The 17,187-nt window shown below is 41.8% G+C and carries 17 protein-coding genes and 4 tRNA genes; 2 read left to right on the top strand and 19 right to left on the bottom strand.

Features of this window, described 5'->3' with window-relative positions; genetic code table 11:
* The 19 genes from HYG93_RS03695 to HYG93_RS03605 form a co-directional block, all read right to left on the bottom strand.
* Positions 1-265, bottom strand: a 265-nt coding sequence (locus HYG93_RS03695; protein ID WP_256733378.1) for a GTP-binding protein, incomplete at its 3' end; no start/stop codon positions are given.
* Positions 266-415: 150 nt separating this feature from the next.
* Positions 416-490: transfer RNA gene (locus HYG93_RS03690), tRNA-Thr, on the bottom strand.
* Positions 491-506: 16 nt separating this feature from the next.
* Positions 507-582, bottom strand: a tRNA-Gly gene (locus tag HYG93_RS03685).
* A gap of 39 nt (positions 583-621) precedes the next feature.
* A tRNA-Tyr gene (locus HYG93_RS03680) sits at positions 622-705 on the bottom strand.
* A gap of 52 nt (positions 706-757) precedes the next feature.
* Positions 758-833, bottom strand: a tRNA-Thr gene (locus HYG93_RS03675).
* A gap of 98 nt (positions 834-931) precedes the next feature.
* A complete protein-coding gene (trpE, locus tag HYG93_RS03670) occupies positions 932-2,425 on the bottom strand; it encodes an anthranilate synthase component I (RefSeq protein ID WP_106984292.1) in 1,494 nt (497 codons plus the stop codon).
* Positions 2,426-2,534: 109 nt separating this feature from the next.
* Positions 2,535-3,203, bottom strand: a complete 669-nt coding sequence (locus HYG93_RS03665) for a phosphoglycolate phosphatase (RefSeq protein WP_106984291.1) — start codon at positions 3,201-3,203, stop codon at positions 2,535-2,537.
* A 134-nt stretch (positions 3,204-3,337) separates the two neighbouring features.
* Positions 3,338-4,042 carry an FHA domain-containing protein gene (locus HYG93_RS03660; protein WP_106984290.1) on the bottom strand — a complete coding sequence of 235 codons (705 nt, stop codon included), beginning with the start codon at positions 4,040-4,042 and terminating at the stop codon, positions 3,338-3,340.
* Between the two features lie 100 nt (positions 4,043-4,142).
* Positions 4,143-6,395, bottom strand: a complete 2,253-nt coding sequence (gspD, locus tag HYG93_RS03655; protein ID WP_106984289.1) for a type II secretion system secretin GspD — start codon at positions 6,393-6,395, stop codon at positions 4,143-4,145.
* 39 nt (positions 6,396-6,434) lie between these two features.
* Complete coding sequence (locus HYG93_RS03650; RefSeq protein WP_117006641.1) at positions 6,435-7,295, bottom strand: type II secretion system protein N; 861 nt, start codon at positions 7,293-7,295, stop codon at positions 6,435-6,437.
* Entirely contained in the window at positions 7,295-8,038 is a 744-nt protein-coding gene (gene gspN / locus HYG93_RS03645; RefSeq protein ID WP_106984287.1) for a type II secretion system protein N, read from the bottom strand. Before gspN ends, HYG93_RS03650 begins: the two co-directional genes overlap by 1 nt.
* A 185-nt stretch (positions 8,039-8,223) precedes the next feature.
* Positions 8,224-8,547, bottom strand: a complete 324-nt coding sequence (locus tag HYG93_RS03640) for an H-NS family nucleoid-associated regulatory protein (RefSeq protein WP_120364698.1) — start codon at positions 8,545-8,547, stop codon at positions 8,224-8,226.
* 148 nt (positions 8,548-8,695) lie between these two features.
* Positions 8,696-9,124, bottom strand: a complete 429-nt coding sequence (locus HYG93_RS03635) for a thioesterase family protein (protein ID WP_106984286.1) — start codon at positions 9,122-9,124, stop codon at positions 8,696-8,698.
* Positions 9,125-9,137: 13 nt separating this feature from the next.
* On the bottom strand, positions 9,138-10,331 hold the full coding sequence (locus tag HYG93_RS03630) for a heme biosynthesis protein HemY (protein WP_178961869.1): 1,194 nt from the start codon (positions 10,329-10,331) through the stop codon (positions 9,138-9,140).
* 6 nt (positions 10,332-10,337) lie between these two features.
* Entirely contained in the window at positions 10,338-11,171 is an 834-nt protein-coding gene (locus HYG93_RS03625) for a hypothetical protein (protein WP_106984284.1), read from the bottom strand.
* Positions 11,168-11,947, bottom strand: coding sequence for a uroporphyrinogen-III synthase (locus tag HYG93_RS03620; protein WP_178961867.1), 780 nt, complete (start codon positions 11,945-11,947; stop codon positions 11,168-11,170). The genes HYG93_RS03625 and HYG93_RS03620 overlap by 4 nt, the downstream gene beginning before the upstream one ends.
* A gap of 21 nt (positions 11,948-11,968) precedes the next feature.
* Complete coding sequence (hemC, locus tag HYG93_RS03615; protein ID WP_121594600.1) at positions 11,969-12,886, bottom strand: hydroxymethylbilane synthase; 918 nt, start codon at positions 12,884-12,886, stop codon at positions 11,969-11,971.
* 94 nt (positions 12,887-12,980) lie between these two features.
* Positions 12,981-13,721 (bottom strand): LytTR family DNA-binding domain-containing protein, encoded by a 741-nt coding sequence (locus HYG93_RS03610; protein WP_106984281.1) that lies wholly within the window; start codon positions 13,719-13,721, stop codon positions 12,981-12,983.
* A 56-nt stretch (positions 13,722-13,777) separates the two neighbouring features.
* On the bottom strand, positions 13,778-14,929 hold the full coding sequence (locus tag HYG93_RS03605; protein WP_106984280.1) for a sensor histidine kinase: 1,152 nt from the start codon (positions 14,927-14,929) through the stop codon (positions 13,778-13,780).
* On the opposite strand from HYG93_RS03605, the gene argH reads away from it, so the two are divergent.
* Positions 14,920-16,350, top strand: a complete 1,431-nt coding sequence (gene argH, locus HYG93_RS03600) for an argininosuccinate lyase (RefSeq protein ID WP_106984279.1) — start codon at positions 14,920-14,922, stop codon at positions 16,348-16,350. The two genes, HYG93_RS03605 and argH, sit on opposite strands and share 10 nt — an antisense overlap.
* A 29-nt stretch (positions 16,351-16,379) precedes the next feature.
* Positions 16,380-16,655, top strand: a complete 276-nt coding sequence (locus tag HYG93_RS03595) for an oxidative damage protection protein (protein ID WP_106984278.1) — start codon at positions 16,380-16,382, stop codon at positions 16,653-16,655.
* Positions 16,656-17,187: the final 532 nt, after the last annotated feature.

The raw sequence follows: 17,187 nt of genomic DNA, 5'->3' as shown, positions 1-17,187 counted from the left end.
CATAATCGGCGTGGCCCGGGCAGTCTACGTGAGCGTAGTGACGAGTTGGAGAATCGTATTCTACGTGTGAAGTATTAATTGTAATACCACGTGCTTTTTCTTCAGGTGCAGAGTCGATTGCAGCGTAGTCTTTCGCTTCGCCACCGAATTTCTTCGCACATACAGTTGCAATTGCAGCTGTTAAAGTTGTTTTACCATGGTCAACGTGACCAATTGTGCCCACGTTAACGTGTGGCTTATTACGTTCAAACTTAGCCTTAGCCATGTTTATATTCCTCGTTTACGTCGAACACAATTCTGAGCAAAACCCAGCATCGACTTGCTTGCCTAAAAAAATAGACACCCTGATACTTGAAAAGCAGACTAATAAGCCTGCTTTTGAAATCTTGTGCAACAAAGTTGCTAAACTGTAATCTGGAGCTCTTATCGAGATTTGAACTCGAGACCTCTCCCTTACCAAGGGAGTGCTCTACCACTGAGCTATAAGAGCAAATTTAGTACTTCAATGGAGCGGGAGACGAGGGTCGAACTCGCGACATGCAGCTTGGAAGGCTGCCGCTCTACCAACTGAGCTACTCCCGCACGATGTTGGTACATTCCACTTAATTGAAGTCTTAAAATTGGTGGTGAGGGAAGGATTCGAACCTTCGAAACTTTCGTAGCGGAGTTACAGTCCGCCCCCTTTGACCGCTCGGGAACCTCACCATTTTACACTTACTTCAGTGTCGTTCTTCAACCATACTCAAAATCTCTAAGATGGTGCCGGCACACGGATTCGAACTGTGGACCTACTGATTACAAGTCAGTTGCTCTACCAACTGAGCTATGCCGGCGCTTCTTAGTGTTTCGTACGTTTCGTATCGGAACGGTGTGCAGTTTAGCAAATCTTGAAATCCTTGCAAGTGTTTTTTCTAAAAAAAACGTGAAAAACTCATAAAATCAAACCATTTGATGATAATTCAACCGATTTGATCACTGCGCGAGCTTTTATTTGCGTTTCATTCCATTCAGATTCAGGATTTGAGTCATAAACCACCCCTGCTCCAGCCTGAACATAGACCTTATTTTCACGAATTACACAGGTACGAATGGCAATCGACATGTCCATTTCACCATGCCAGCCTAAATAACCAACAGCACCACCAAAAATTCCGCGTTTTACTGGCTCAACTTCGTCAATAATTTCCATCGCACGTATTTTTGGCGCGCCTGAAAGTGTTCCTGCAGGGAATGTTGCTTTAAAAACATCCAAAGCATCTACATCGTCACGTACTTCACCCTGCACATTCGACACAATATGCATCACATGCGAATAGCGTTCGATCACCATTTGATCAGTCACATGAACTTTACCAATTTTTGAAACACGACCCACATCATTTCGACCTAAATCAATCAGCATTAAATGCTCAGCGATTTCTTTTTCATCTGAAAGCAGATCTTTTTCTAAAGCCAAGTCTTCTTCTTTGGTTTTGCCACGTGGACGAGTGCCCGCCAATGGACGCACAGTAGCGACACCATTTTCTAAACGTGACAAAATTTCCGGCGAAGACCCTACAATGTGAAATGGGGTGTTATTGCCCAAGGTCTGCCCTTGTACAAGGAACAAATATGGCGAAGGATTAAGATGACGTAATGCGCGATAAACTTGTAATGGTTCGCCATCAAAGTCTGACACCATACGATGACCTGGCACCACCTGCATCACATCCCCTGCTCGGATGTAATCTTTTACTTTTTCAATGGACGCCAAAAAGTTGTCATGGCCTGTTAAAGACTCAAAGTGTGGTGCAGTGTGTTTGATGGCTTTTAAGCTGACAGGCGTCGCAAGTATATCTTCCAGTTCATCTAATTGTGCTTGTGCTTTACTATAGGCATCGGCGTCATTTGCATCCGCATGCACAATTAAAAACAGCGTGTCTTTTAAGTTATCAAACACAATCACGGTTTTAGACAGCATCATCCAAATATCTGGCAATCCAACTGGATCGTCCGCAGGTACATTTTTTAGCTTTGGTTCGATATAACGCACCGCATCATAACCAAAGTAGCCCACCAAACCACCTGTAAAGCTTGGTAAGCCCGGCAAGTCCTGTTGGGTTGGAACTTTAAACTGTGATTGAAAGTCGCGGATATATTGAAATGGATCGAGGCAGGCTTGCTCACTCAGACTGCCATCGGCAGCTTTCACAGTAAGCACACCTTCATTGCATGAAAATACAGTGGACTCGCCCAAACCAATAATCGAATAACGTGCCCAGTTTTCACCCCCCTCAACCGATTCAAACAAATAGGCTTGTTGGTGCTGTTTTAAACGCGCAAAAATAGACAGCGGTGTATCTGTATCTGCTAAACGCTGACGATACACTGGGATAAGGTTATAGCCTTGTTGAGCGAGTTGCTGAAATTGTGCTGATGTTGTCATGTGGTTTTTCTCTTTTAAATAGGGTTACTCAGTATGTAAATAAAATTGAACTGAGCGACGCCATCGAAAAACCTTACAACTATTCATTTTCTTTCCTTAGTACCCTTTGCTAAGCCAGCAGTTCACGTAAATCATCCACAATTAACTGTGGCTGACAGTCTGCTATATTTTCACCATGATTATAGCCATAGCTGACCACAATACAATCAATACCCGCACGGCGTGACGCTTCAACATCATTTGAAGAGTCTCCCACCATCAATACATGTGCCGAACTGACCTGATAATGTTCGACACAATGATTCAACTGACGTGGATGTGGTTTACGTTCTTCAAAGCGATCGCCACCAATCACATCATCAAAATAATGCAACATATCCAAAGTTTCTAAAATCGTTCGTGCCGGTTGCTCTGGTTTATTGGTCACACAGACCAAAGTTTTGCCTTGTGCTTTTGCCCAATCCAAAAACTGAAGCACCCCAACAAATGGACGGGTTTCTGCGCATGGATCAGCATTATAAATTTTTAAGAATGTTGCCAACAGTTGTTGGTGCTGTGCAGGATCCACCGTTACGGTTAAGTGCTCCAACACACTACGACAAAAAAGAGCAGTACCCTTTCCAATCCAAGCACGCACTTGTTCTTCACTCACCGCTGGAAGTTGCAATACATTGAGACTCATATTCATGGCCAGATATAAGTCGGCTGCGGAATCGACCAAGGTTCCATCCAAGTCAAATAGAAAGACTTCACGGTCTTGCAACTTCACATCAAACATAACACCCTCAATTTTTTCATTTTCATTTCAAACCATACATTTCATCTGCTTGAGATGCAATTATGGTCTATATCTTTTATATCAATACAACAAAGGCATGCGATTGCATGCCTTTAGCGTTCGCAACTTCGGGTTTATTTAAAAATAAACCATGCAACAAGCGCAAGAATAATTAACACAATCAGACTCATTAGCCCCAAAGATGCATTTTTTTGCTCAAGCTTTTCTTCTTCGGCACGTGTGATGGGTTGCTCAACAGGAATTGGTTTAGGCTCAGGCGTCACTGCACTAATATCTACACCTTCAGGAATTGGTGCAGGTTTAGGTACAGAAACATTTTGAGGCATTCCATCACGATTGAGCTGTACATTGCTATCGCGCTCACCTAGCTGTGTCATGCCCTGATCACTCAATTGCTGCGCAGCTGTTTTCACTTCTTCGACTACAGGTGCAACTGTTGGCTCAGGCTGAATACTTAACTCAGACACCGCAACAGCTTCAGCAGGTTGACGTAGTGGAGTCACTGGTGCATCTACAGAAGCTGCCACAGCAACAACCGTAAATTTAGTCGCACTGGCAAACTGCACCACATCACCTGCGTGCAATTCAACTTCTTCTGTAGCCAGACGAGTATCATTGACAAAAGTCCCGTTTGAAGAACCTAAGTCTTGCACCCATAACGCTTGTTCTTTGAGCAAAAAAGCCGCATGTTTACGTGAAATATCTGCTTGTGCCAACACAATATCTGCTGCTTGATGGCGTCCAACCAAAAGGTCACGCTCAATATTGATCTCTTGCGCCGCCAAGTCGCCACCTAGGGCTTTTATTTTCCAAGTCATGAAATTGCTTCTCTACATGATTTTTTAGCATCATAGCATGCTGAATCAAGAAAGCTTTAACACCCCTGTTAAAGTTTGATTCAGCATGTGAGCATCATGTTTATTGGTTGTTTTTGTTGGCTGGTACACCGTTTGGCACTGTAATTGTCTGACGCTTTAATGCTGGCTCTATGGCGACAGGTGTCGTTACCACTTTGGCCGCAGGTACCGTTTGTGCCACAGGAGCAGTAGGCACAGCTTGATAGGTGGTACCCGTCACATTAGATGCAAGTTTTGAAACTGGCAAACGCTGTTGATAGATATCCTCTACCTGCTCAGGCAATTTTGCAAAGCCACCATCAGCATCTAAAGCCAACTGTAAGCTATACAATTGATTATAACGTTGCTGAGTCAAACGGCGACTTTCGTTGCTATTACCAATAATGGTCGGGTGAATAAAGACCAATAAATTACGCTTTTTATTGGACTTTCCATCGGAGCGAAATAAGCGACCTAAGCCTGGAATTGCACCCAAGCCAGGAACTGCCTGCCGTAGATAAGATGTGTTATCTGAAATTAGACCACCGAGTACAATTGTTTGCCCATGCTCAGCCAAAATAGAGGTCTTTAAAGCACGTTTACTGGTCACCAAATCAGATGCTTGCCCTTTGTTGGCTTTTACATCTGAAACTTCTTGCTCCACCTCTAAACGAACAGAGCCACCTTCGCCAATGTGTGGCACCACCTTTAAGGTCACACCCACATCTTTACGTTCGATTGTTGTATAGGGATTGGCTGTACCCGCTGAGCTGGTAGACACTGAGCCTGTGACGAAAGGTACGTTTTCACCGACCACAATATAGGCTTCTTCATTGTCCATCGTCACAATTGAAGGTGTAGATAACAAATTGGATTTGGTGTTTTCTTTTAAGGCTTGGATCATTGCACCATAAAGCTTACGTGAGCCATCACTGCCTTCTTTATAATCACCTAAGACCAAGGACGTCCCTGCACTCACCGCACTGGCCGCTCCCAAAGCACCATTTGCTACCGCACCTGCTGCAATCTGACCTAAGCTAGAGCCAATATTATCGAAGTTAATAATACCAATACCGCTACTAATATCCCCCAATGCCCACTGTACGCCGAGTTGATCTGCATCATTGCCTTCAACTTCAATAATCGCCGCTTCAATCAACACTTGCTGACGGCGTGTATCTAGTTGCTGAATCGCAGATTCAATTTCACGCATTAACTGAGGATCAGCCTTCACTACCAATGCGTTCTGAGTTGCATCGGCAATAATACTAATGCCATTACCGTTAAACGTAGTGATATTATTTTGGTTAGCGCTACTGTTATTCGAATTTAAATTAATACTCGAACCCGTATTATTATTTGAGCCATTATTCGACGTTGAATTGTTATTCATTAAACTATTCATGGTCGAATTGGTATTTGAAGAAGATGATCCTTTAGACGAATCTGTCGATGAGACTGCTTGCCCCGTGACTAAGCCTTGTAAAATCTCTGCCAAGTTTTTTGCGCTGGCATATTTTAAACGGAAAACTTTTAAGCCACCCAAACGATCTGCAGATGGCACATCCAACATTTCAATCATTTGGCGGATACGTTTACGCGATGCCGTATCACCTTTAATCACGATTCGATTGGTTCGATTATCCGCAATAATACGCACACGTGCGCCTTTCAAATCTTTGGCTGCACCTGTAGAGCTCATAGAGTCTAATAAGCCGATCATTTCTTCTGCTTGGCTCGACTGTAAGGTCACCGCTTCAATGTCATTTTGACCCGTACCATCAAGGTTACGAATAATCGTTTCCAGCTGATAAATATTACTTGCACGATCTGAAATAATTAAAGCATTGGTCCCTGCAACTCCAGACAAATGCGCAAACTGTGGCATGAGTGGGCGTAGTGCAGGAATCAAATCATTGGCATTGGTATTATCCAGCCAAATCACACGCGTTACGATTTGATCACCCGTTGCACGATGGCGTGCATCATAAGGAACACCTGAGCTTTTCACATTACTGTCTGGCACCAATTTAATGGTATTGCCTGACGGAATGGCAACCACACCATTGACATTCAATACGCCTAAAAAGAGATCATAAACCTCACTTTTATTCAGTGGCTTATTTGAAATGACCGTGACATTGCCTCGAACCCGTGGGTCTACGGCAAAGTTTTTACCTGTAATGTCTGCAACTTCGTTAATAAATGCAGTTAAGTCTGCATCACGTAAATTAATTTTCCATGTCTGTGCATAGCTGGCAGTGCTGACCATAGCCACCAGCGGCGCCAAAGCATAGGCGGCCAATATTGGACGATTATTATTGAATAAAGCCATAACTACTCGTGTTTCCTAACCTGCTTTAGTGATCACACATCACTTCAAATCCTGTTGTACGGTTACCACTTGATCACCGCGTTTTATTTCGAGCTTGACCTGACCCTCACGTCGAGCTTGTTCTAATAATTGTGCTTCTGTTCGCCCTTGCCCAACCGTTTGACCATTGAGCGACATAATACGGTCGCCAGGTTGCAAACCAAGTTTATTGCGTAGCCCTACGGGTGTACGCGCTGTAACTTCATAACCACTGCCATTTGCCGACGACCCAATTCCCATATCTTGTAAATACTGATCACGGTTTTCTTGTATCTGTTGTACTGCTTGGCCTATGGCACTACTGGGCTGTGTATTTTGTGTATTGGCGGGTGCAGATGCACCTGTATTGCTATTTGATGCATTGGGATTAAATTCTGGAACAATCGGTTGATCTAAACCATTTTCCATACCTTTAAACTTGAGTTCACGCACTGCGCCACTGTTGTTTCTTAAAATCACACGATCCCAATACACTTCAGACAAACTATAGTTGGAACCTAAAATCATCTCACCCACGCGATAACGATCGGCAACTTCATTGACCTTAATCACGGCTGAAGAGAATTGGCTTGGATAACCTTGTACTACACCTTGCAAACTCATATTTAACTGCTGATCCGCTGCAGATGTATTGGCAGCTTCTTGAAAAAGTGCGAATGAGCTGATATTGGGTACTTGAGCTTGCTGTGAACCCAATTCCACCCGCTCGATTTGCATGACTTGGGGTGGCGCTAATAGCAACCAAAGTAAAGCGGCTAACTTCCAACATAAAATTAAAATCGCGATGGCCAGTACCACAGGTGCGATACGATCTGCTTGCTTTAAATCCAGTTGTTTAATTTTATCCATCCACGCACTCATTACATGCCACCTCGTATCAATGGCTGACGTGAGCTCACTACATAAGTATCTAAGCCAGCTTTTCCATCATAAGAAGCAACATTCATTAATAAGCGCTGTGTCAATTGCACATCCAGCATTAGGCTGGCATCCAATTGCAAATTCATCATTTTTTGTTCACGTTGATCACGCACATCGATGAGCAACTTACCTTGTTCATCTGAGAGCTTAGCCATTAAAGACGGAATCGTCATTCGGTCTTGTCGTTGTGCATAGGTATAAATTAACTCACCACCCGCCCATTGCAATTGACCTTCTGCCTGCGTAAAACCTTGGCTTGGATGGTATCGAACCGCAACATCTTTTAATTGAATAGCATTCACGGGCCACTGCCAATCGGCTAAACTTTTGAGTGTTTCTGGCGCAATCTGCCCATTCATATCTTGAACATGTAGCGTTTTACCTAAGCCATAGCCTAGCACTGCATCAAGCTTGGTATTGCCACTATGAATTTCAACATTTGCACCCAAGCGCAGTAAAATTAAATCCCAAGGCCGAGTTTTCCAACTGACTGACCCTGTTAACTGATCTTTTTTCCAATCTGCCTGCCCACGCCAAATATTGCCACTGACGTTATGAAGGGTCTGATTATTTTTATAAAATTTTGAAAAAATCCATGCTGCTGGTACTTGCAACAGGATAAAAATAAAAAAACTAATGACAGCAAAGATCAACCATCTGATTTGCTTTGGTTTCTTGCTCATCCTGCCCCAACTGAAATTATCATTTTTCTTCCATGAAACTCGCATTCTTTATAGACACATTATGCACACTTTTTCCACAACGCCAATTCATAGGGATAAAAAAACCAAGCAAAAATGCTTGGTTTTTTATCTTAGCGTCCAATCATGACGATGCCATGACCAATTGCCTCGAAGTTTGCGTCAACTTAGATAATAAAATCTTCTAACTTCGCACCTTTTTCAAGTTCTGCAACCAACCAACGAGGTTGTTTACCACGACCTGTCCAAGTGTCTTCTGGATTTGCTTTGCTACGGTAACGTGGCTCTACTGATTTACGCACAGTTTTTTTACGTTTGCTTGCACCAAATTCTAAAATTTGTTCAATCGTTAAACCTACATTTTCTGCGATTTCTAGGATTTGATTATAGGCATCTTCAACTGCTTGATCTTTTTTAGAGGCAATTAAAGCTTCCGCTTCAACCTGTAGTCGTTTTAATTCTTCTACAGATAAATTACTGATGTCTGGCATTACATTAACTCCGAGTTTCATTTTATTTTGTTTTGTAAAACACGCTCATCATATTTATATTGCAATTAATATTCAATAAAAATAAAAATAAAAATAAAAATAAAAAACATGTTTTCACTAATCTTCACAAAATATATATACCTCGAATTTAAATGATATTAGAAACACTTAATTCTATTTCTTTCATTTTTAAACGTACGCGCTCTGGAATTGCTGTTTTCTTCATATTGATTTTATCTACACAAACAATGACTGCCTCTCCTTGAGCAATAACTGCTTGTTGCTTTTCACTCCATAAAACATAACTCATTCTTAATGCACTATTTCGGAGCTCTTCAATACGTGTGGCCACACTTAATGTATCAGGATAAAATACAGGTTTTAAATATTGACACTGACTGGAAGCCACAACTGTAAATACATCGGTGGAAAATATATCTAAAGCATCAAAATATAGAATTCGCGCGCTTTCCATATAACGATAATAAACCGTATTATTTACATGACCAAATGCATCCATATCCCCCCATGCAACAGCTTGCTTGAGAATAATTGGATAATGCTTGATTAAGTCCATTTATAATTTTCCTTTAAATTTTAATTTTCACAAAATTCGCATTATTTTCAAAAATAAGATTTAACTGTTGCACTAAATCTTCTTGACCTTGCAACAACGATTTAATTCGCAAATAACTCATCAACACATCATCTGGATATAGATGCAACAGTGCTTCAGCATCTTGAATACGCCCTGTGGCCATATACACATGCCATTTTGCAAAACTTAATACCGGTAAGGCAGGATAACGACTTTCCCAAAGTGTAATTTGCTGCTCAGCTCGCTGATAGTCTGGGTTTTGACACAATAGCTGCTGCTCAAACCACAAATAGAACACCTCTTGATTAAATTGCTCTCCAAGCAAGTGTTCTGCAAGCTGTTGATGCTGCATACCCAGTTCAGGCAAACGGGCTAAAATTTTTAACCAAAGTACTTTAATATCATAAGGGCGCACTTCAATTTGTTCGCTTAAATCTAGATAGCGCTGTTGTAAACGTTGTAAATCAGCAACAGAGGCTTGATCAAATGCCTTTAGCAACTGCTTTAACCAGACCTGCTTTGCGGTTTCATCTAAGTGACCGTAGCGCGTAGAATGTAAATATAACCACGGAAACTGGGCAGCAAACTGCCCCCACAAGCTAATTAAACGTTGCTCATACGCTTCTTTAACGTTATTTAACCAAGGGGATAATTCATGTTGATTTAAAAATTCGAGATGTGTGAGTGCTTGCTCACCATCATGCTTTGACAAAAAAATCTCAATACGCTGTTGTTCAGCCAGCTCAAATGCCATCGGATTTGCTTCATTTAAAGCAATTAAAGCTTCGTTATATTGTTGACGCATCCAATATAAACGCGCACTAATAATCCCTTTTAATAAACCTGATTGACTGAACACTTGTTGAATAAAGTTTTGCTGATCAGGACCTGCATTTAATAACCAAACCACTGCCAATTGCTCATAGGGATGCAATTGATTAAAACTAAAAACAGTTTCAATTTTACGTTGCTCACGGCTTAAATAACGTTTTACGGTTAACCAAAGCATTTGAACAATAAAGCTTAATAAAATTAAACAGAAAATTAAAACCCACAGATTGGTTTGTATTTGCCATTCACGCCAATATAAATAAACATAGCCAGCACCATAACCATAGCTCAACAAACTAAATAATGCGGTACATAATAAGCCGACAAAGAGATAGGCTAAAATGATCTGCTTCATATTGGCTTATCCGATTAAAGTTCGTGTATTTAATACAGGTGCAGTAAATACAGGGGATTGTTTTAGTTGATGTATACGCTGAATAAAATGCTGGGTGTTGATATCTGGAAGTTGTTTTAAACTCTTTTCAATCGATGTCAACTCAATTTGAAAGGCTTGATATTGCCCTTTCTGTAAAAGTTGCTGTGCATTTAATAAGCGCAATTGGGCTTCTTTTAAAACCAATGAACGTTGCATTAAAACCGCACTTGGTCGATCGACAGATTCAATTTGAATCCAACGCTTTAAAAATGACTGATCTTGTTGTTCTGGCAAACCAATATGTTGTTTTTGGATTTCTTTAGCCAATTCCGCATCCAATTGCTGGAGCAGATTCACCGTCTTTTGGTTTTGTGCATTCCGTGCATGTACAAATTGCACAATATTGCCCCGATCTTTTTCAATCACCTGATGCAAACTGACTTTCAAAGCAGGTGCCAAAGTATAGCTTTCTAAGTTCTGATCCAATTTCATCAGCTTATCTAAAGCCAAAGTATATTGTTGTTGCTGTAAGGCAAACTCAATGTAATCCAACTGCATTGCAATGAGCTTGCTTGGCGCCATCTGCTCAACTGGAATCGGATCGACTTGTGCACTTGGAGCAACATTTGTGGTCAATGGCTCGCCTATTTGTCGTTTTAATGCCGCCATTTGATCATTTAAGCTGGCATTGCGTTGTTCTAATTGGCTTTGATGCTGTTGCGCCTGTTGCTGCTGCCCTTGCAACAGGTAAACGTCATAACTTAACTTCAGCAACCATAATGCCAGTACAACCACCAACAAGATAGACAGTTTCTTCATGTATTCCCTTGCACAGCATGAAGCTGTTTTAAAATAGTATCCAGTTTTAAATCTTCGAGCTGTATCACCTGATACCCCAATTGATGCTCATGACAAGATTGCTCGACCAGATGAGTCACTCGCTCAGCCAGAACAAAACAATATATTGAGATCTGTCCAAGCGAATAGTGCTGTGCTAATCGTAGCCAATTACGCCAACTGGCCTCACTACTCACCAGTAATACACAAAGCGAAGCCTCACGAATGAACACCAAATTTTCTTGCAAGCTTTGCTCTGTAGAGGTTGGGCAATAGCGTCGATACAACACAAAATTGAGAACTTGAATCCCTTGTGTAGCTAAAGTATCCATCATAAATTGACGGCCACCTTCTCCACGCCAAAACGCAATCCGCGCCGTTCGACCGAGTCGTTGTAGCACAGGTAAACGTAGCATGCCTTCCGAGGTTTCAACTTCGGGCACTTGGCTTTCGAAGCCATATTGCAATAGTGCTTGTGCTGTCGCTTGCCCGACCGCAATCCACTGAATATTGTGTAAATCTTCAGGCTTGCCACCAGCTTGAGCCAAGGCCTGCATGCCAAATTCCACCGCTGCTGGACTCACCACAACAATCACCTGCACTTCGTTTATTTGGGCAAATAAAGTCGCAAGTGATTCAGACCACGGCATCGCCTCAAGTGCTAGCAGAGGAAGTTCTAATACAGTCAATCCCTCAGCTTGTAATGCTGATGTCAGCTGCTGAGCGCGACCTGCGGGTCGAGTGTTAATAAACAACATGGCGTGAAGGATAAAACGTGCTTAGTACAAGGCTTTCAATAAATCGCCAGCACCTTGCTCCAGCAAATCTTTGGCTAAGGCCACACCTAGTGCTTCTGCATCCGTCGTTGCGCCTTGTTGAGTTGCTTGTAGTAGCGTTAAGCCATCAACACTACCGACACGCCCTTCAATGTGCAATCCATTCTGTTGCAAGGTCGCATAACCTGCGATTGGCACCTGACAACCACCTTCCAAATAGGCATTAAAAGCGCGTTCCGCACGTACGCAGGCATTGGTTTCGTCATGCATTAAAGGCAAGATATAATCCAATACTGTGCTGTCTGCTTCACGGCATTCTAGGCCCAATGCACCTTGACCCACAGCAGGCAAACTTAAGTCAGCGTCTAAGCTATGACGAATGCGATCAGCCAAACCAAGGCGTTTTAAACCTGCGCTGGCCAAAATAATCGCATCATATAGCCCTGCATCAAGTTTAGATAAACGTGTGCCCACATTGCCACGCAAATCAATAATTTCGAGGTCTGGACGGCTTTTTAAAATCTGACATTTACGGCGCAAGCTTGATGTGCCCACCTTAGCGCCCTGAGGCAAGTCTGCAAAGCTTGCATAAGTATTTGAGACAAAAGCATCGAGCGGATCTTCACGCTCACAAATTACTGCCAGCGTTAAACCCTCAGGTAATGCCATTGGCACATCCTTCATGGAGTGTACGGCTAAATCTGCACGACCATCTAATAAAGCGGCTTCAAGTTCTTTAACAAATAAACCTTTACCACCAATTTTAGCCAAGGGTGTGTCTAAAATTTTGTCACCCTGAGTTACAAATGTAACCAACTCCACCTGCAAACCTTGGTGCAGGGCTTCGAGACGAGCTTTAATGTGCTCCGCTTGCCAAAGTGCAAGCGGGCTTTGTCGTGTTGCAATCTTCAGGGTTTTCATAACATTCAAATAACAGTCAATATGAACACATTCTAAACTTAACTGTCTTACATTGAAATGCAATATCTTTAAGGCACAAATACGCGATTAAAGATTATAGTTTTTGTATGCGCTCTCTTAAACTGGGTAAATGTCGGCGACTCACGGCCAAGCGCTCTTCCAGTTCACGACAACGTACTTGATATTGCCCCGAACTTACCACTTCTAAGCCATCTAAATAACTCACTGACACCAAAGCATTACGATGGATTCTAATGAATTGGTCCCCAAATTCGAGTTCTAAATCCTTCAGTGTTTCATCAATCAAAACACTGCCATTTTTATGTCTTACCGTGACATATTTTTGATCCGCCAAAAAATAGTAAATATTTTCTACAGGCACCAATTCCATACCACGATAAGTCTTTGCCGCAATCTGATGACGGCTGATTTTAAGTTCTTCCATATTTTCTTTTTGTTTTATACCGCTCATTTGAGCTTGAGTGAGTTTAACGAGATGATCTAAAACTTGTTGCAATTCCTGTTGCATCACGGGTTTAAGCAAATATCCCTCGGCATTGGATTTAAATGCATCCAGTGCATGGTGATCATAGGCCGTACAAAATACAATGGCTGGCATTGGATCCAGCTCACGTAAATGTTGTGCGCAAACCAAACCATCCATTTCAGGCATTTGAATATCTAATAAGATGACATCGGGTTCTAGGCTTTGTGCCAAATCAATCGCCTGTTGACCATGCGATGCTGTTGCCACAACTTGATGTCCCATCTGTGTGACCAAACGTGATAATCGCTCTACTGCCAGAGACTCATCATCACATATCAGGATGTCCATTTCTCCTCCTTACACAGTTCACTTTATTTATTTTTATAAGTGCGCGGTGCTGTTTTTTACTTATATTGATATTGTACAACGGTTGTAAACATTTCTTTTCCTGCATACGTTTGAAATGTCACTTGCGGTCCATAATAGGCCTTTAAGCGCTGATGTACATTTTCAACTGCAATACCATGTCCTTGGCGTAACTTTATTTTATCCTGAACAAAAGGATTAGTAATGACGATATTGACTTGATTTTGCGAAATTTCAATCAATATGCTTATCGTACTCTTTGTTAGAATTTTTTCAACTCCATGAAAAATACTATTTTCCACTAAAGGTTGTAAAGTTAGCAGTGGAATTTGTACGCGATCGTACATTTCTGGATTTACCAGTTTCCATTCCACACTCAAACGCTCACCTAAGCGAATTTGTTCAATGGCCAAATAACGCTGACACAACTCTACCTCGTCTTTTAGGCTCACCAATTTGAGTTCTTGAAAACTGGCCCGAAATAAGCGCGATAAATTCAACAACATTTGTTCAGCTTTATCGGGATCAATCGCAATTAAGCTAATGACGCTGTTCAGACTATTAAATAAAAAATGTGGATGAATACGCGCTTGCATCGCCTGAATTCGCGCATTCAACTCACTGTTTTGTTTACGCGCCCAAAGTTCTCTTAAATAAATATAACGAAAACAAATCGTTCCTAAAAGCACACCAAAACTTAAATGCATCAACACACCATCCCACACATGCATTGCACTCAAGCCAGCCAGACTCAGGTTTTCACCAAAATAGATTAGGCTATTGATACTCAAGGTCGTCAACAACACCAAGACTTGTAGCAGTAAAAAGCCCAAAAACAACTTAAATTGTAGTTTTAATGGCGACAACCTCGCCTCAAAATATTCTGTTAAAGCAGCAAAAGCCAATAAAATCCAATTAATAAATAGTACATATTGCATGGTATGGGTAAAGCTCAAATTCTCCCAAGCTCTGGCCTGTGCCAAGGCCAATACCAAGGCCAAAATATTGCCCGCCCACAACAATTCCAGTAAATACTTCCCTCGACCAAAACGCGTTGCGAAGTAACTTAAGGTCGTGGTTCTTGACCGCTCACGAAAAGTTTGCAGGTCAGCTTCGGCAATGGGCGTTGAATTTGCTATACTCTTTTTAGTTCTACCGCTTTTTATCTTATTGAGCCGACATGACCACATCTTCTAATTCCTCTAATCCGTCACAAGCCCAAACTTCGGGTATGTGGGGCGGCCGTTTCGCTGAAGCAACCGATGCTTTTGTAGCTGAATTTACAGCATCTGTTCAATTTGACCAACGCTTTTATAAACAAGATATTGCAGGCTCTATTGCCCATGCAACTATGCTTGCAAAAGTTGGCGTTTTAACAGAACAAGAACGTGATGACATCATCACGGGCTTAACTGCAATTAAAGCAGATATTGAAGCTGGCAACTTCGAGTGGCGCATTGACCTAGAAGATGTGCACATGAACATTGAGTCACGTTTGACTCAGCGTATTGGCATCACAGGCAAAAAATTACATACGGGTCGTAGCCGTAACGACCAAGTGGCAACAGACATCCGCTTATATGTGCGTGATGAAATTGATGCTATTTTAGAATTATTGCAAAAATTGCAAAAAGGTATTTTGGGCTTAGCCGCTAAAAACACCAACACGATTATGCCGGGCTTTACACACTTACAAACTGCACAGCCAGTGACTTTTGGTCACCACTTAATGGCGTGGTTTGAAATGTTAGTACGTGACTCTGAGCGCTTAATTGACTGCCGTAAACGTACTAACCGTATGCCATTGGGCTCAGCGGCTCTTGCAGGTACAACCTACCCAATCGACCGTGCATATACAGCTGAGCTTCTAGGCTTTGAAGCTGTTGCTGAAAACTCACTCGATGCTGTATCTGACCGTGACTTTGGCATTGAATTTAATGCTACTGCATCACTCATCATGATGCATTTATCTCGTATGTCAGAAGAAATGATCCTTTGGACATCTGCACAATTTAAATTTGTGAATATTCCAGACCGCTTCTGCACAGGTTCATCAATCATGCCGCAGAAGAAAAACCCGGATGTACCTGAACTCATTCGTGGTAAAACTGGCCGTGTATATGGCGACCTCATGAGCTTATTAACGCTGATGAAAGGCCAACCATTGGCATACAACAAAGACAACCAAGAAGACAAAGAACCATTATTTGATGCAATCGATACGGTTCGTGGTTCACTCATGGCATTTGCTGACATGATTCCTGCATTGGTTCCAAACATTGAAATCATGCGTGAAGCTGCCCTTCGTGGTTTCTCTACAGCGACAGATCTTGCAGACTACCTCGTGAAAAACGGCGTAGCATTCCGTGACGCACATGAAATTGTGGGTAAAGCGGTTGCGCTTGGCGTGCAAGAAAGCAAAGACTTGTCTGAATTAACACTTGAGCAATTACAACAGTTCTCAGATTTGATTCAAGCAGACGTATTTGAAAAAGCATTAACGCTTGAAGCTTCTGTGAATGCGCGTAACCATATTGGTGGTACGGCGCCTGCACAAGTTGAAGCGGCTATTGCACGTGCTTACACACGTTTAGAAGCACTTTACGCTTAATCGCCTTATATAAACTTTGGAGTATTGATATGTCTCGACAAATTTTTTGCCGTAAATATCAGGCTGAAATGGAAGGCTTAGACTTCGCACCTTTCCCAGGTGCAAAAGGCCAAGAACTTTTTGACACCGTGTCTAAACAGGCATGGGGCGAATGGTTAAAACACCAAACAACGCTCATCAATGAAAAGCGTTTAAATGTGTTTGAACCAGATGCGAAAAAGTTCCTTGAAGAACAGCGCGAAAAATTCTTCAGCAATGATGAATCACTTGAAAAAGCCGAAGGGCTGAAGCCTGAAGAAAAATAAGGCATTGCCTTATTTTTCTGCAAGACAAGCGAAGCGCGTAGTTTCAAATGTCAAAAAGGAGTCCGCGAAGGCTCCTTTTTTAATGCTCCGCCACGCCACAAGACGAGAAGCCATGCTTCGAGTGGAAAAATTAAAGCACTGCTTTTCTTTTTTACGCAAGACAAGGACGAAGTCCGCGTAGGCTTTAATTCAAAAAGAATCTCCAATTTTGGGGATTCTTTTTTTAATGCTCTAAAAATTACGTAAGACAAACGAAGCGCGTAGTTTCAAATGTCAAAAAAGGAGTCCGCAAAGACCCCTTTTTTTATTTATAAAATTGCTTTACCACGGACCAACACCTGAGCGAGCAAAGCGTTCATCTACCAACGCTTAAAATAAAGCCTGAAATAAAAACAAAATGAACAACAATTATTCATACACCAGAAATACTTCAAGCACGCGGCTTTGTATCAAAATAATTTAATGTAAACATGCAGATACACAACCCACATAAAACTCAACATTACACTACAAGAAGCCACATGATTCCTAT

It is taken from the genome of Acinetobacter sp. SwsAc6, assembly GCF_013391565.1.
GTDB lineage: Bacteria > Pseudomonadota > Gammaproteobacteria > Pseudomonadales > Moraxellaceae > Acinetobacter > Acinetobacter cumulans.
This window is presented reverse-complemented; position numbering and strand designations above follow the sequence as displayed.

Coding starts and splice junctions, on each gene's coding strand:
- hemC (WP_121594600.1), bottom strand. CDS start 12,886: ATGAAAACCCTGAAGATTGCAACACGACAAAGCCCGCTTGCACTTTGG.
- HYG93_RS03620 (WP_178961867.1), bottom strand. CDS start 11,947: ATGTTGTTTATTAACACTCGACCCGCAGGTCGCGCTCAGCAGCTGACA.
- gspN (WP_106984287.1), bottom strand. CDS start 8,038: ATGAGCAAGAAACCAAAGCAAATCAGATGGTTGATCTTTGCTGTCATT.
- HYG93_RS03640 (WP_120364698.1), bottom strand. CDS start 8,547: ATGCCAGACATCAGTAATTTATCTGTAGAAGAATTAAAACGACTACAG.
- gspD (WP_106984289.1), bottom strand. CDS start 6,395: ATGGCTTTATTCAATAATAATCGTCCAATATTGGCCGCCTATGCTTTG.
- HYG93_RS03660 (WP_106984290.1), bottom strand. CDS start 4,042: ATGACTTGGAAAATAAAAGCCCTAGGTGGCGACTTGGCGGCGCAAGAG.
- HYG93_RS03625 (WP_106984284.1), bottom strand. CDS start 11,171: ATGAAGAAACTGTCTATCTTGTTGGTGGTTGTACTGGCATTATGGTTG.
- HYG93_RS03635 (WP_106984286.1), bottom strand. CDS start 9,124: ATGGACTTAATCAAGCATTATCCAATTATTCTCAAGCAAGCTGTTGCA.
- HYG93_RS03595 (WP_106984278.1), top strand. CDS start 16,380: ATGTCTCGACAAATTTTTTGCCGTAAATATCAGGCTGAAATGGAAGGC.
- HYG93_RS03610 (WP_106984281.1), bottom strand. CDS start 13,721: ATGGACATCCTGATATGTGATGATGAGTCTCTGGCAGTAGAGCGATTA.
- trpE (WP_106984292.1), bottom strand. CDS start 2,425: ATGACAACATCAGCACAATTTCAGCAACTCGCTCAACAAGGCTATAAC.
- HYG93_RS03650 (WP_117006641.1), bottom strand. CDS start 7,295: ATGAGTGCGTGGATGGATAAAATTAAACAACTGGATTTAAAGCAAGCA.
- HYG93_RS03665 (WP_106984291.1), bottom strand. CDS start 3,203: ATGTTTGATGTGAAGTTGCAAGACCGTGAAGTCTTTCTATTTGACTTG.
- HYG93_RS03630 (WP_178961869.1), bottom strand. CDS start 10,331: ATGAAGCAGATCATTTTAGCCTATCTCTTTGTCGGCTTATTATGTACC.
- HYG93_RS03605 (WP_106984280.1), bottom strand. CDS start 14,929: ATGTGGTCATGTCGGCTCAATAAGATAAAAAGCGGTAGAACTAAAAAG.
- argH (WP_106984279.1), top strand. CDS start 14,920: ATGACCACATCTTCTAATTCCTCTAATCCGTCACAAGCCCAAACTTCG.